Source organism: Diaphorobacter sp. B2A2W2 (assembly GCF_056730635.1).
This window is the reverse complement of sequence record NZ_JBWZOR010000002.1, coordinates 371,526-385,145: the sequence shown is the minus strand read 5'-3', so window position 1 is coordinate 385,145 and position 13,620 is coordinate 371,526. Positions and strand designations below refer to the sequence as shown.

The following is a 13,620-nucleotide window of genomic DNA, read 5'->3' as shown; positions in this document are numbered from 1 at the left end:
GGTGTCCCAAAGAAGAAGCTAAAACAGGCGCGCCCGCTCAGGCAGGCTGCGCCAGGGTGGAAACAGAAGCGCCCGTGTGGCGCGGCAGACCGGCCTGCCACAGCGTGCCATGCAGCGTCTCGCCCGCGAGCCAGCCCTGCACGCGCTGGCGCAGCGCGAGCAGCGCGGCCACGTCGAGTCCCGTGGACAGCCCCATGCGCTCCAGCATGAAGGCCAGGTCTTCGGTGGTCACGTTACCGCTGGCGCCGGGCGCATGCGGACAGCCGCCGATACCGCCCAGGCAGGCGTCGAAGCGCGTGATGCCCGCCTGCCAGGCGGCGTAGCAGTTGGCCAGCCCCATGCCGCGCGTGTCGTGGAAATGCGCGGCGGCCAGGCGGTCGCCCACCAGCGTGCGCGCCTTCTCGAAGAGGCGCTGCACGCCGGCCGGATCGGCATAGCCCACGGTGTCGGCCAGGCTCACGCGGTCGGCGCCCGCATCCAGCAGCGCCTGCAGCAGGCGCAGCACCTCGTCCTCCGCCACGTCGCCCTGGAGCGTGCAGCCGAAGGCCGTGCCCACGCCGCCCTCGATGCGCGACGCGCTGCCCGCCGCATCGCGGGTGGCGCGGATGCGGGCCACCTCCGCCACCACCTCGTCGGGCGTCTTGCGCAGGTTGGCCAGGCTGTGCGCATGGCTGGCCGACAGCGGCACGATCATCCAGTGCGCACCCGCATCGATGGCGCGCTCGGCCCCCTTGAGGTTGGGCACCAGCACCGAGGCCACCAACCCCGGCAGCGTGAGCGCATGCGCGAGCACCTCGGCGGTGTCGGCCAGTTGCGGCAGCAGGCGCGCGGGCACGAAGGAACCGACCTCGATCTCGCGCTGGCCGGAGGCATAGGCGGCGTCCAGCCACGCGATCTTGTGCGGTGTGGGCAGCGTGGTGGCGATGCTCTGCAGGCCATCGCGCAGGCCCACCTCGCGCACGGTGGCGTGGCCGGGGCGCGGGTCGCAGAGGGTGGGTAGCGAAGCCATGGAATTGCCTGGAGGGTTGATGTGCGTCAGTGCCGTTGTGGATTTTAAAAATTCCAGCACACTACGAAACCTCAATTTAGGAACCCCAAGCGTTCCCAAACGGAAATTCTCATGCGTCTGCCCGACCTGCTCTCGCTCAAGCTGTTCGTCGCGGTGTGCGAGCACCGCAACATTGCGCGGGCCGCGCAGCAGGAGGCCATCGTGGGCTCGGCCGTCAGCAAGCGGCTGGCGCAACTGGAAGACACCGTGGGCGCGCGCCTGCTGGTGCGCCGCCGGCATGGCGTGGCGCCCACCCCGGCGGGTGAGGCACTGCTGGAGCATGCGCGTGAGATGCTGGCCAGCGTCGGGCGCATCGAGCGTGACATGGCCGCGTTCAACACCGGCATTCGTGGGCAGGTGCGCATGCTGGTCACCGCGTCGGTCATGGCCGAGTCGCTGGCCGACGACGTAGCAGCGTTCCTGCAGGACCCCGCGCACCGCGACATCCAGGTGAGCATGGAGGAGCGCGTGAGCCCCGAGGTCGTGCGCGGCATCCGCGAGGGCAGCGCCACCGTGGGCATCTGCTGGGACGCGGCGGACCTGCAGGGGCTGCAGACACGCAGCTACCGCCACGACCATCTGGCCATCGTCGCCCACCCCGCTCACCCCGTGGCCCAGTCGGCGCGCGTGCACTTTGCCGACGTGCTGGGGCATGAGTTCGTCAGCATGCCGGCGCTGAGCGCCGTGCAGGTGCTGCTGGCGCGCGCCGCGGCCGTGGAGGGCAAGATGCTGGCACACCGCGTGCAGGTGTCCAACTTCGACGCTGCGCTGCGCGTGGTGCGCGCCAACCTGGCCATCAGCGTGATTCCGCGCGAGGTGGCCGAGCCGTTTGCCGCCGCCACCGGCGTGCGGGTGATTCCGCTGGCCGACGGCTGGGCACGGCGGCGCTTTGCCATCTGCTTTCGCAGCGAGGAGGGCCTGTCACCCGCCGCCCGGCTGCTGGTGGAGCACCTCGTGCGCAGGGCGCCGGAGTGAGCCGCATGGCTACCCCATTTTTCAGGGTTTGCACATGTCAGCCGGACGCAACGAGCTACTAAACTTGTAGCAGGTACATTTCCAGGCTATATTGCTATCGTTTTTTGCAACCACCGCCGCTCCGCCCCTGCGCGGCGCGGCACCCCACCACCCTATGCGCAAGGAGAAGCGTTCATGAGCTCCAAGGAAAACGCCGCCGTCAACCAGCTGTTCGAGAAACTCGAATGCCGTTATGCGCTGCGCGTGCTGTGGGCCCTGCGCGACGGCCATCCGCAGACGTTCCGCTTACTGCAAGACAGCGTAGGCGGCATCACGCCTAACACGCTCAACACCCGCATCAAGGAACTGCGCGAGTGCGGGCTGCTGGACCACGGCAGCGACGGCTACACCGTCACCCCCGTAGGCCAGGATCTGCTCAAGCGCCTGTCCGATGTGCAGGCTTTTGCCACACGCTGGTCCGCCGCGCGCGTGAAGAAGTAAAGCGCCCCGCAAGCCCTTAGGCCCCCACCAGCCCGCCGTGTGCGGGTTTTGGTCTTTTTGGCCCCTAGCGCTTATTGGATAAGCGCTAACAGCTATCTTTTTTGAATCAAATCAAGGAACCGTTCACCATGGCATTCACCACCACCGCCTCCGGCCTGCAGTATGAAGACACCGTCGTCGGCACCGGCGCGCAGGCCACGCGCGGCCAGTCGGTGCGCGTTCACTACACCGGCTGGCTCTACAACGACGGCCAGCAAGGCGCCAAGTTCGATTCCAGCCGCGACCGCAACGACCCGTTCGAGTTTCCCCTGGGCGCGGGCATGGTCATCAAGGGCTGGGACGAGGGCGTGCAAGGCATGCAGATCGGTGGCCTGCGCACACTGATCATCCCGGCAGCCCTGGGCTACGGCGCACGCGGCGCCGGCGGCGTGATCCCGCCCAACGCCACGCTGAAGTTCGACGTGGAGCTGCTGGCCGTCGGCGTCTGACGGAACTCCGCGCCCCGCTGGCGGGGCGCCCGGAAAAAAGGGAACGTGGTTCGCACGTTCCCTTTTTTGTGGGCGCTGTATGGCCGCCGTTGATTACACCGGCACGCCCACCAGGTCATGCCCCTGCGTTCCCACGATGCGCGCCTTCACGAAGTCGCCCACCTTGTAGGTCTTGCTGAATTTCTCGGGCGGCAGCAGGTGCACCACGCCGTCGATCTCGGGCGCATCGGCGTAGCTGCGGGCCACGCCGCCCTTCTTGCCCAGGCCCACGGCCTGGTCTACCAGCACCTGCATGGTCTGGCCCACGCGGCGCTGCAGCTTGGCGGTGGAGACTTCCTCCGCCACCGCCATGAAGCGCGCACGGCGCTCCTCGCGCAGTTCCATGGGCAGCATGCCCGGCAGCTCGTTGGCGGCGGCGCCCTCTACGTCGCTGTAGGCAAAGCAGCCCGCACGGTCGATCTGCGCCTCGCGCACGAAGTCCAGCAGGTGCTGGAACTCTTCTTCCGTCTCGCCGGGGAAGCCCGCGATGAAGGTGCTGCGGATCACGATCTCTGGGCAGGCCTCGCGCCAGCGCAGGATGCGCTCCAGATTCTTCTCGCCGCTGGCGGGGCGCTTCATGCGCTTGAGCACGTCGGGGTGGCTGTGCTGGAAGGGCACATCCAGGTACGGCAGCACCAAGCCCTGCGCCATCAGCGGAATGATGTCGTCCACGCTCGGGTAGGGGTAGACATAGTGCAGGCGCACCCACGCGCCGTAGGTGGCGGCCATCTCGCCCAGCGTCTGCACCAGCTCCAGCGTGCGCGTCTTGACGGGCTTGCCGTCCCAGAAGCCCGTGCGGTACTTCACGTCCACGCCATAGGCCGATGTGTCCTGGCTGATGACCAGCAGTTCCTTCACCCCACCCTCGAACAGCGCCTTGGCTTCCTTGAGCACATCGCCCACCGGGCGGGACACCAGGTCGCCGCGCATCGAGGGGATGATGCAGAAGGTGCAGCGGTGGTTGCAGCCCTCGCTGATCTTCAGGTAGGCATAGTGGCGCGGCGTGAGCTTGATGCCCGCCTCGCCGAAGCTGCCCGGCACCAGGTCAAGGAAGGGGTCGTGCGGCTTGGGGCAGTGGGTGTGCACGACCTCCATCACTTCCTGCGCCGCATGCGGCCCGGTCACGGCCAGCACGCTGGGGTGCACCTCTTTCACGAGGTTGCCGCCCGTCTCGCCGGCGCGCGCGCCCAGGCAGCCGGTAACGATCACCTTGCCGTTCTCGGCCAAGGCCTCGCCAATGGTGTCCAGGCTTTCCTTCACGGCTTCATCGATGAAGCCGCAGGTGTTGACGATGACGAGGTCTGCGCCCTCGAAGGTCTTGGAGGTTTCGTAGCCCTCGGCGCTGAGTTGCGTGAGGAGGAGTTCGGAGTCGGTGAGGTTCTTGGGGCACCCTAGGGATACCATACCTATACGCGGTGCGCGGGCGGCTCGTTCTACTGTTTCAGTCATGGTGGGGAGTGAATTTTGAAAGGTCTCGTCTACAGCTACATGCGCTTTTCCGACCCGCGCCAGGCCGCTGGCCATAGCAGGGAACGCCAGGAGGCGTACGCAGCCAAATGGGCAGCAGAGCACGGGTTGCAGCTGGACAACAAGCTCACGATGCTGGATGAAGGCCTATCGGCCTATCACCAGCGGCACGTAAAAACGGGGGCGCTGGGGGCGTTCCTGGCGGGGGTTGAGGCCGGGCGGATCGCTGCGGGATCGGTGCTTGTCGTAGAGGGGCTAGACCGGCTCTCACGCGCCGAGCCGATCCAGGCCCAAGCGCAACTGGCCCAGATTGTAAATGCGGGCATCACAGTGGTCACTGCCAGCGACGGAAAGACATATAGCCGGGAGCACCTGAAAGAGAATCCGATGGACCTGGTGTACAGCCTGCTGGTGATGATCCGGGCCCACGAAGAAAGCGACACCAAGAGCAAGCGAGTGAAAGCCAGCATACGGCGGCTGTGTGAGGGTTGGAAGGCTGGCACCTATCGCGGCCGCGTGCGTCAGGGGCACGACCCGGATTGGCTGCACGAATCACCAGGTGGACCGAATGGGGGGTGGGAGCTTGTGCCCGAGCGCGTAGCGGCCGTGCGCAGGGCCATGGCGCTGTACGTTGAGGGCAAAGGGGGCAAGCGCATCCTGCAGGTGCTTGATGCCGAAGGGCTGCAGCTGTATGGCTCCAGCAACCTCAACAGCACGCAGCAGGTTTACCGGATCGTGAAGCTGCCCCAGTTGGTGGGCACCAAGCCGGTGAGCGTAGACGGCGAGCAGTACATGCTGGAGGGCTACTACCCGGCCATCCTCAGCCAGGCCGAGTATGACGAGCTGCAGCGCGTTGCCGCGCAGTCCGGCCGCCGGCGGGTGAAGGGGGAGCTGCCGCACGTCATCACCGGGCTGGGCATCACGGTGTGCGGCTACTGCGGCCGCCCCATGGCCGGGCAAAACCTGGCCACGAAGCCGCGCCTGCCAGACGGGCGAATCCGCGACGGCTACCGGCGCCTGCTGTGCGCATCGAACGCGGCCTATGGGGGCGGGTGTGCCGTGCAGGCCAGCACCAGCGTTGCGCCTGTAGAGCGGGCCATCATGACCTACTGCAGCGACATCGTGAACCTGCAAAGCCTGTTCGGCACCGACCGCAGCGAAGGACAGCGGGCACTGGTGGCCAAGGCGCGCGGCCGCGTGCGCGACATCGAGTCCCAGCTCGACAAGCTCACAGACGCCATGCTGGCCAGCGCGGAAGAAGGCACACCCATGGTTTTTGCCCGCCGCGCCCGCGAGCTGGAGTCACAGCTACAGGACGCCCAAAAGGCCCTGCACGATGAAGAGCACGAGCTGGCCCGCCTGGCCCGCAAAGACACAGCGGGGGCCGACGAAGCATGGCGCGCCCTGGCTGCCGGCGTAGAAGCTCAGGACGTGAACACCCGACTGCGCGCCCGCCAGTTGGTGGCCGACACTTTCGAGCGCATTGTGGTGTACGCACGCGGTATGCGGCCAGATGCCAACGCCAAAAATCAGGACTACCACATCGACCTCATCCTAGTGGGCCGGGGCGGCAACTCGCGGGCGTTGCGCATCAACCGCGAAGGCAACCTGCTGGAGGGCTTTGATGCTCCCGAGGCTATATCACCCAACGTGAAGCAATTTGCAGCAACCTGAGCGTGCGTAAACGTCGATAGTAAATTAGTGGGTGTCGCCGTAGGCGTAAGCCCTGCACATAAGAACCCATCTGAATTTTCGGTTCGCAGCCTTGATTGAAGTGGCTGATTTGGCTCACTTTCCTCAGCGGAACATAAGCATTTCAGCGAACCATTAGAGCGACCAAAATTTAATGTAAGATTTACGAGCGATAAATTGCAAACCAATTGTCAAAGGACTGCAGGATTGATCACCAACTCAATCTTCAATATCGAATTTATCGCCTTCAAACGGGAGAGAAGATGATTAGAGAAAATATGAAAAAAATGCTTTTTCCGATGCTTGTCGCATCATTTTCGATGCATTCTTTTGCCCAGGAAAGCAATACCCAAACCTACCATGAAACTAAAGAAGCCGCACTAAAAGCTTCAGGACTAGATGTATATGCATCTAAGAAAAACGACAGAATTATTAATGCAGCAGCCAAAAACATTGAACAAATAAAGTCGGCTTTGGCCGGTAGTTTTGCGGGAACCTGGATTAAATACGATGAAAACAATGTCGCCCATCAAGTGGTCGCTATTAAAGGTGGCGGCAATTTAACAAAAATCTCCAATGCACCAGAGAATGGAATCATAATTGTTGATGCAAAATATAGCTACCAAGAACTTGAGGCCATTCGCGAAAAAATACTAGCGTTGTTCAAGGACTTATCAGATGGCGGCGAACCATTAATTTTCGGCATTGCCATTGACGACGAAAACAACAAGTTAATTGTTAGAGGCCATCAATATAACTTGGAGTTCATTGAAAGCAAAATAGTAATTTCCGGCATTGAAAGGGACGCGATCTCATTAGAGGCGCAGGATGGCCCCATGACTTTGATGGGCGTGCTTTTTGGGGGATCAAGAATAGTTTCATCCACCAGCGGCGGAGTTAATTTTAGATGCACCAATGGATTCAATGTAGTAATTGATGTCATCTATCCAGGATCAATTACAGCGGCCCACTGCTATGAGTACAACACCAGTTTAAAGAGTGTGTATTTCGATCTTGCAACATCCGGCGCCTCCATAAAAGGCGATTTTATTGGCGATTATTTCGCCAATGGATGGGTTGACAATATGGATGCAATCATATTCGGCAATGTTAATTTTGTACACACACTTTATCGCAAGGTAAAGACAACACCAAACAACTTAGTGAGCGTCAAGCCATTAGGGCAAATGGTTCTTAATTCGACCGTTTGCTCGTCAGGCGGTACATCTGGCTGGCGTTGCGGCATCCAAAAATCAACAAACTCAACTCAAACCATAAATGGAAAGATATTTAAAGTTTCAGAGGCTGATTTTTGCGGCGCGGGAGGCGACTCTGGGGGGCCCGTATTAAGCGGACAAAATAATGCTCTAGGCATTTACATGGGGGTCTTAGGGAGCAATTCCAACGGCACTTGCGGTCCGATATTTGGCGGAGGGGCAAGGCCAAACTCTGCTTATCAACCACTCGCCCCATATCTGGCCAAATATAGCAACGTTCAAATCATGACAGAATAAAATTTCTACCATGTAAACGGGCTTTTTCCACAGTCGAGGTCGCAAATTTCGATCAGGCTTACGTGGAAGCATCATGCTCTTGCCTCTGCTTCATCAGAGGAAGGAAACCCAAGGGGGCCTGAAGGGCCCTTTTTTTCATGCCCATGTAAATGTGCCGTGAAGGTCCGTATATCCCTCCAGCGCGCACCCCGCCACCGCCACCGCCACCGCCACCGCCACCGCCACCGCCACCGCCACCGCCACCGCCAAGCCGCCCGCAATGTAGAGCCCAAGCACCTTGTTGCCCAGGTCTTCCTTTGTGGGCATATGAGAAAGCCGCTCCTCAATTCTGCCGAGCAGGCTCTTCATCTCACCGGTGTCGTCGGACATAGGGGGGCGCATGGGACCGGGACCCGCTACGCTCCCGGCAACCGCGCCCCCGCCTGAAGCTCCGTCTTGCGCTGGCTGCTGAAGCTGGTGCCCAGCCAGTACGCCCCCACCACGCCGATCACCGTCAGCACCGCCGTGACGATCTGCACGCGCAGCTCACCAGAGTAGCTGTCGGGGTGTACGAACAGCACGTCGATCAGTAGCAGGAAGGGCATCAGTAGCAGGATCGAGGTGACCCAGAACGCAGGGTTGAGCCAGAAGCCAGGCGCTCCCGGCTCCATGTACTTTTCGTTCGCCGCGCGCGCGGCCGCGATACCGCCGCCCACCTCCGTGATCTCGTACCACTTCGCCTCGATGGCCTGGCGCACCTGCGCGGCCGCGGCGGGGTCGGCCTGGATCATCTCCAGCAGGTCCTGCTCGTTCTTCGCACTGATCGCTTCCTTGGCCGTGTCCACGACGATCTGCGCGGCTTTGATGTTGCGCTCCGAGGTCTCGGAGCCCGAGGAAAACAGCGTGCCGAGCTTGGGCACCAGGTCCAGCAGGGCGGGCAGCACGGCGGCGATGAAGGGGGCCATGAAAGATCCTTTCGAGGTGGATGCGGGGGTGGTGGATTGCGGCGTGCCCAGCGCCGGCGTTGCGGTGGTGGGCGCGGCCTGGCCGAGCTGGCCACCGTGCTGCTGGTACAGGGCGCGCGCCTTGTCCCAGGTGATGACGGGTTGGCCATACGGGCTACCTGGCAGGCTGGCCCATTCGCGGTTGCACTTGCGCACTGCCTCATCAAAGCGCCCGGCAAGCACGTCCTGCAGCGCGCCGCGGCCCAGGATGAGCGCGACCGCGCCCAGATCCTGATTGCGCGGGGAGAAGTCCGCAAAACCGTACTGCCGCACCAGGCCGTCCCAGGTCGTCTCCAGGAACTGGTACGCGCCCGCGGCCGAGCTGGTGATGGGCTTGCCACCCAGCGGCTTTGTGATCTTGCGCCGCGGGTGGTCTGCGAACGAGTCGAAGCGCTCACCCCCGAACATCACGTGGTATCCGTCATCGGCGCTGGTGCCCTCACCGTAGCGCAGCATGCGCAGGAATGCGCGCAGGTTCGCGCTGCCGTCAAGCCACTGGGCCAGATCGTTGATGGTTGCCATACCTTACCCTCCCGCTGAAAAAAGTGCCTTGGCCAGCTTGGCCAGCAGCGCCCAACCGCCGACCGCATACACGATGCCCCCGAGCAACAGGAACATGGCGCCGCGGCTGAGCATGCCCGCCAGGCCACCCAGCACCATGCGCCCTGCCCTGTGCGTTGCCTGACGCTGCAGCGCCTGCATGCCAGCGCTCCAAAAGCGCGCCGCCGTGTCCTCGGTGATCGCGCCCTTGATGCCCTCGCTCACAGCCTGGCGCACGGCCTGCTGCACCAGTTCCGTCATGTAGTCGATGGTCTCTTGCGTCAGCCTCACCTCTGCAGGCCGGCGCCGGTCGTTTGAATCCTCATGCAAAGGCATGCGCCTCTCCCTCTGTTGTTGGAATAAGTTGCGCATACATCGTGCGCACCATCGCGGCCGCGCCGTTCGGGCCGTAGCGCCAGGGCTCGGACCAGCGCAACGCGGCGCCCAGCGCCTCACTGCAGAACCACCCGCGCTCGCTGTCGCGCAGCCAGGGCAGCACGAAGCGCACGTTGCCCATGAGGTCGTAGGGCGCGCCCACGTTGCGCTCGAACCAGTCGCGCGCATAGGCCTCCAGCCCGGACGGCAGATCCAGGAAGTCCCAGTGCGCAGGATCTGCGGCAATGCGCTTCAGGCGCACCCCGCCGTCCACGAACGAGGCAGACCCCCACATGCCGTCGCTGAACACCACTTCGCAGTGGCTGTAAGGGCCGTGGTCAATCAGCCGCACGCCGCGGCTGTACAGGCCCTGCAGGCCGGGGCGAGTCGCCTTGTAGAAAGCTGCGCGCATCACAGTGCCCCGGCCTGATTGAACAGGTTGTCGATACCCACGTCATCCAGGCCGATGGCGTGGCCCAGCTGGATCAGCAAGGGCCGATCGCGCTCGAAGTCCTGGGAGTCGTCCCACTCGATCTGCGCCATGCCGCGCTGCACCGGGTCCGCGATCGCATCGATTGCCGGCTGCACGTTGTCCAGCAGACCAGCGATGAGCAGCGCCTGGCGGGCCTGCCGGCGCGTGACTTTTGCAGGCACACGGGCTCGGCGCGCATCGTCGATTTCTTGCTGTGTGAGGGCCACCACCTCCCACTGCTGCACCCACCCACCCTCCAGCTGCACAGGGGCCAGCTCCACGGCTTTGTGCGTCGCCGGGTCAAATGCCGGCGCCTCACCGAACGCCACCGGCGCATAGCCATCAGGGGCCTCAAAAGGGATCGGGAAGATCACGTTCGCAAAGCGCGAGCGGAGCATGTCCGGCGTGACGGGGTACTCACCCGTTTCGACATTGATGTAGTTCACGTTTAAACCTCTCCTGCGTTTGATGGGTATGAGCGTCCAGGGCCCCACACGAAGCGCACACGGCCGCCAGCGGCGTTCACGGTGAGCACCTGGCCGGGGGTCACAGCGAGCGTGCCGAGCCATGCCAGCGCACCGCCGCGCACACCCGGCCGTCCGCCGCCGCGCAGTCCGTTGATGGGGCCTAAGCCGCTGCTGCCACCCGGCCTGTAGCCGGAGCTGCCGCCGAGGCCCTGGCCCTGCGCGGCACCTTCGATGCCCACGTCGCCACCTGGCCCCGCGCGGACATATGAGTACGTGGCATTGCCGCCACCGCCGAACGAACCCTGGTATGCGCGTGATGTGCTGGCGCCACCACCAGCTGCGCTGCTGTCAGCAGCACCTGGTGCGCCCGCACCGACGGCCCATGCGTTGTTGGCGATGACGGCATACATGCCACCGTTGCCACCGTTGCCGAAGTAGCCGCCGCCGCCGCCTCCCCCGCTATCGTCAAGCCCGCCTTGACCGGGCAAACCACCGTCACCCCCACCCGTCCCCACGCGGTTACCGTTCTCTGCACGGCACACGACGTTGCCCGCAGCGACAACGGAGACTGCCGCGCTCGTCCCATTGTTTTGCTGGCATGCGATCGACACAGCGGTGATATTGGCGGGGACAATCCACGTCGTGTTCGTCCCTGCGAAATACGCCTGCCCCTTGGGCACTGTGGGCCCGCAGTCGGTGCTCGGGAATGCTCGCCCTTTGCCCCAGATGATGCGCATGCCGGGTCCCATCGACGCGGTGGCTACAGTCGAACCCAAAGCGATGGTGAGTGTCTCTCCTGGGGTCACGGCGATGTTGTTGCGATAGCGCAGATTGCCGCCAGGGCTGTTGTTGGCGCCGCCGCCGACGTAAGGGCCTTGAATTGGAGAGCCGTTCGCCCCAGGTCCGCCGTTTGCCCCCTTGCCGAACAAGCCGACACCACCGCCTGTAGCGCCATAGCTGACCATCTGGCTGCCATTGCCGTCACCGCCTTTGCCGCCACCGCCGCCGCCACCTGACCCGCTACCACCTGGATACCCGAAGCCGCTGGCGCGGCCGAAGCCGCCAGTTCCTCCGTTGCCGTCGTAGCCGGCGGCACCTCCGCCCGAGTTGTACGAGTTGTAGAAGCTCAGGCCTGTGTCGTTCGTGCCTCCGGGGCCGCCGTTGCCGCCGCCGTCATTGCCCACGCCGATGGGGGCCGTGGTGTCCAGCAACACCGTTGCGCCACGCTTGAGCTGGCATGCCAGCGTGGGGGACGCGCTCACTGCAACCACGCTAATGAAGTACACGCCGGAAGGCACCACAAACGACTGTGTCGCCCCGCCGCTACCGACGAAGATCGCTTCACCGGGCGGGGGCGGCAGCTTGACGTCCGCCGTGTAAGCCTGCCGCTGGATCGTGGAGTAGATGCTCACGATGCAGACCCCTCAAGCGCAGACATGATCCAGCCGCCCGACCCCGTATGGGCGCGGTGAAAGAACAGCAGGTGCCGCCGGCCTGTGAGGAATTCAGGCACCTTGCCGTTGGCCCATACCGCCCCGGCCGGGATGGTGATCGTGCCGCTGATGTGAAGGATCTCCAGCACGGGGTCATACGCACGTGGCGGCACATTCACAAACGACAGCGCGACGTTGCCATTGACCGTCAGCGTGAACGTGTCGCCTTTGCTGCAGTCCATCACGCCACCCGTCGCCGGCACCGCAGCGTCTTTCAGGTCGATCATTGGCGCCCAGTTCGCGGTGTCCACGCCAGGCTGCGAGGCCGCGACATCGAGCAGATCGTTGAGGAGCATCCAGTACTGCCCATCGTGCAGCACCGAAGCTGGGCGGGCGAGCGCGCCGGCCAGGCTGGACCAGGCGCCCTTGAAGTGGTTGCCGGCCATCGCCACGGCTGCAGCGTTCGATGCGGACTCTGCACCGGCCTGCGCCACTGTTGCTGACTCCGCGGCGGAGGTAGCGTTGTTCCAGACATTGGCCACCAACGCCATCAGGCGCGTGATCATCTCGCCGCCCCAATACAGGGCCCATGCGTAGGCTTTCTGGTTGTAGACGCCTGCGGGCCGGTCTGCCAGCGTTGGAAATGCCGGCGGCTCGGGCGCGGGCGGTACGGGCTGAATAGGGGTGGTCATCTAGATCGCTCCTGTCACTTTCAAACTGGCACGCGCGGTGCTGTAGTCGCTGGCTGTTAGAGGGCCGGTGATGAGGCCCACGGTGTTGAGGTAGTCATAGCCCGGCACGTTGGTGGCGCGGACCGCCACGGGCCGGTCCAGCACGCTGCGCAGCAGTGCCACGGCATAGTCGGCCTGCGCGGCATCGAGCACGGTGGGCAGGCGCAGGTTGATGGAGCTGGGGCGTTTGACGATGTGCCAGCCGCCGTCCAGGTCGTATTTGATGAAGCCGTTGGATTTCAGCTCGGCCTCGGCGCCATACTCGACGCCGCCCGAGCCGCCCACGCCGCTCACGCTCTGCCACTCCCCCAGCATCAATGTCCCCAGGGCCACAGGCGCCGTTGGGCTGGCGTTTCGCACGGTGAGCGTGAGCCGGGCCGAGGGGTGCAAAGCCATCCCATCGAGACTGAAGCTGCTGCGCACGCCCAGGGGCACGAACAGCAGTTCCCACAGGCCCATGGCCTGCTCCCACAGGTCAACCACCAGCGGGCCTGGCGGGTCCATCAGGCTCGGACCTACGGCGCCCTCCGTGACATTGATCTCGATGGCCTCGCCCACCAGCCCGGACATATAAGCGGACGTGAAGAAGCCCGGGTCCAGCACGTAGGTGAGCGAGCCATTGGCGCGTGCGGGCGTGCTCTCGTAGTCATCAAACGGCGACCAGCGGTTGCTGGGCTGCCCACGCGACCAATACTTGCCATCCTGCGATGGCAACGCGGTGCGGCCGCTGTGCGGCTGTGAGCAGATCCAGATGGACCCCTCGCTCACCCGCTCATCGCCCGCAACGTAGTTGCCGCCGCTGACCCACGCCACCTCATCGCGCGCGGGGTCCACCTCAGGGATCGTGGTGCCTTCTTTGATCATGCCGCCGCTGATGCGCAGCGGCACGAGGATGAATGGGCCTCCCTCCATGGTG

At 63.9% G+C, this 13,620-nt stretch carries 15 protein-coding genes; 5 read left to right on the top strand and 10 right to left on the bottom strand.

Annotated features, from left to right (window positions below; translation table 11 throughout):
* Window positions 1-37 precede the first annotated feature (37 nt).
* Window positions 38-1,009 carry a hydroxymethylglutaryl-CoA lyase gene (locus AC1PPL_RS05080; protein ID WP_479972820.1) on the bottom strand — a complete coding sequence of 324 codons (972 nt, stop codon included), beginning with the start codon at window positions 1,007-1,009 and terminating at the stop codon, window positions 38-40.
* A 111-nt stretch (window positions 1,010-1,120) separates the two neighbouring features.
* Between AC1PPL_RS05080 and AC1PPL_RS05075 the strand changes: the two genes are divergently transcribed.
* From AC1PPL_RS05075 to AC1PPL_RS05065, 3 genes are all read left to right on the top strand, one after another.
* Window positions 1,121-2,023 (top strand): LysR family transcriptional regulator, encoded by a 903-nt coding sequence (locus tag AC1PPL_RS05075; protein ID WP_479972819.1) that lies wholly within the window; start codon window positions 1,121-1,123, stop codon window positions 2,021-2,023.
* Between the two features lie 174 nt (window positions 2,024-2,197).
* Complete coding sequence (locus AC1PPL_RS05070; RefSeq protein ID WP_011806269.1) at window positions 2,198-2,503, top strand: winged helix-turn-helix transcriptional regulator; 306 nt, start codon at window positions 2,198-2,200, stop codon at window positions 2,501-2,503.
* A 128-nt stretch (window positions 2,504-2,631) separates the two neighbouring features.
* The gene (locus AC1PPL_RS05065; RefSeq protein WP_479972818.1) at window positions 2,632-2,991 is read left to right on the top strand and encodes an FKBP-type peptidyl-prolyl cis-trans isomerase; all 360 of its coding nucleotides are present in this window, start codon (window positions 2,632-2,634) and stop codon (window positions 2,989-2,991) included.
* A 93-nt stretch (window positions 2,992-3,084) separates the two neighbouring features.
* On the opposite strand, the gene rimO is transcribed toward AC1PPL_RS05065, so the two are convergent.
* A complete protein-coding gene (gene rimO / locus AC1PPL_RS05060; RefSeq protein WP_479972817.1) occupies window positions 3,085-4,479 on the bottom strand; it encodes a 30S ribosomal protein S12 methylthiotransferase RimO in 1,395 nt (464 codons plus the stop codon).
* A gap of 15 nt (window positions 4,480-4,494) precedes the next feature.
* On the opposite strand from rimO, the gene AC1PPL_RS05055 reads away from it, so the two are divergent.
* A complete protein-coding gene (locus AC1PPL_RS05055; protein WP_479972816.1) occupies window positions 4,495-6,171 on the top strand; it encodes a recombinase family protein in 1,677 nt (558 codons plus the stop codon).
* Window positions 6,172-6,467: 296 nt separating this feature from the next.
* Window positions 6,468-7,703: a S1 family peptidase gene (locus tag AC1PPL_RS05050; protein WP_479972815.1), complete on the top strand. Its 1,236-nt coding sequence runs from the start codon at window positions 6,468-6,470 to the stop codon at window positions 7,701-7,703.
* Between the two features lie 135 nt (window positions 7,704-7,838).
* Here the strand turns inward: AC1PPL_RS05050 and AC1PPL_RS05045 are convergent, their stop codons facing one another.
* From AC1PPL_RS05045 to AC1PPL_RS05010, 8 genes are read right to left on the bottom strand one after another with little or no spacing between them, the layout of a single operon-like run.
* A complete protein-coding gene (locus AC1PPL_RS05045; protein ID WP_479972814.1) occupies window positions 7,839-8,072 on the bottom strand; it encodes a hypothetical protein in 234 nt (77 codons plus the stop codon).
* A 26-nt stretch (window positions 8,073-8,098) separates the two neighbouring features.
* Window positions 8,099-9,208: a glycoside hydrolase family 24 protein gene (locus tag AC1PPL_RS05040; RefSeq protein ID WP_479972813.1), complete on the bottom strand. Its 1,110-nt coding sequence runs from the start codon at window positions 9,206-9,208 to the stop codon at window positions 8,099-8,101.
* Between the two features lie 3 nt (window positions 9,209-9,211).
* Window positions 9,212-9,562, bottom strand: a complete 351-nt coding sequence (locus AC1PPL_RS05035) for a hypothetical protein (RefSeq protein WP_479972812.1) — start codon at window positions 9,560-9,562, stop codon at window positions 9,212-9,214.
* Window positions 9,549-10,013, bottom strand: coding sequence for a hypothetical protein (locus tag AC1PPL_RS05030; RefSeq protein ID WP_479972811.1), 465 nt, complete (start codon window positions 10,011-10,013; stop codon window positions 9,549-9,551). The genes AC1PPL_RS05035 and AC1PPL_RS05030 overlap by 14 nt, the downstream gene beginning before the upstream one ends.
* Window positions 10,013-10,519: a hypothetical protein gene (locus tag AC1PPL_RS05025; RefSeq protein WP_479972810.1), complete on the bottom strand. Its 507-nt coding sequence runs from the start codon at window positions 10,517-10,519 to the stop codon at window positions 10,013-10,015. Before AC1PPL_RS05025 ends, AC1PPL_RS05030 begins: the two co-directional genes overlap by 1 nt.
* Before the next feature lie 2 nt (window positions 10,520-10,521).
* On the bottom strand, window positions 10,522-11,952 hold the full coding sequence (locus tag AC1PPL_RS05020; RefSeq protein ID WP_479972809.1) for a hypothetical protein: 1,431 nt from the start codon (window positions 11,950-11,952) through the stop codon (window positions 10,522-10,524).
* A complete protein-coding gene (locus AC1PPL_RS05015) occupies window positions 11,949-12,665 on the bottom strand; it encodes a hypothetical protein (protein WP_479972808.1) in 717 nt (238 codons plus the stop codon). Before AC1PPL_RS05015 ends, AC1PPL_RS05020 begins: the two co-directional genes overlap by 4 nt.
* A complete protein-coding gene (locus AC1PPL_RS05010) occupies window positions 12,666-13,616 on the bottom strand; it encodes a hypothetical protein (protein WP_479972807.1) in 951 nt (316 codons plus the stop codon).
* Window positions 13,617-13,620 lie beyond the last annotated feature (4 nt).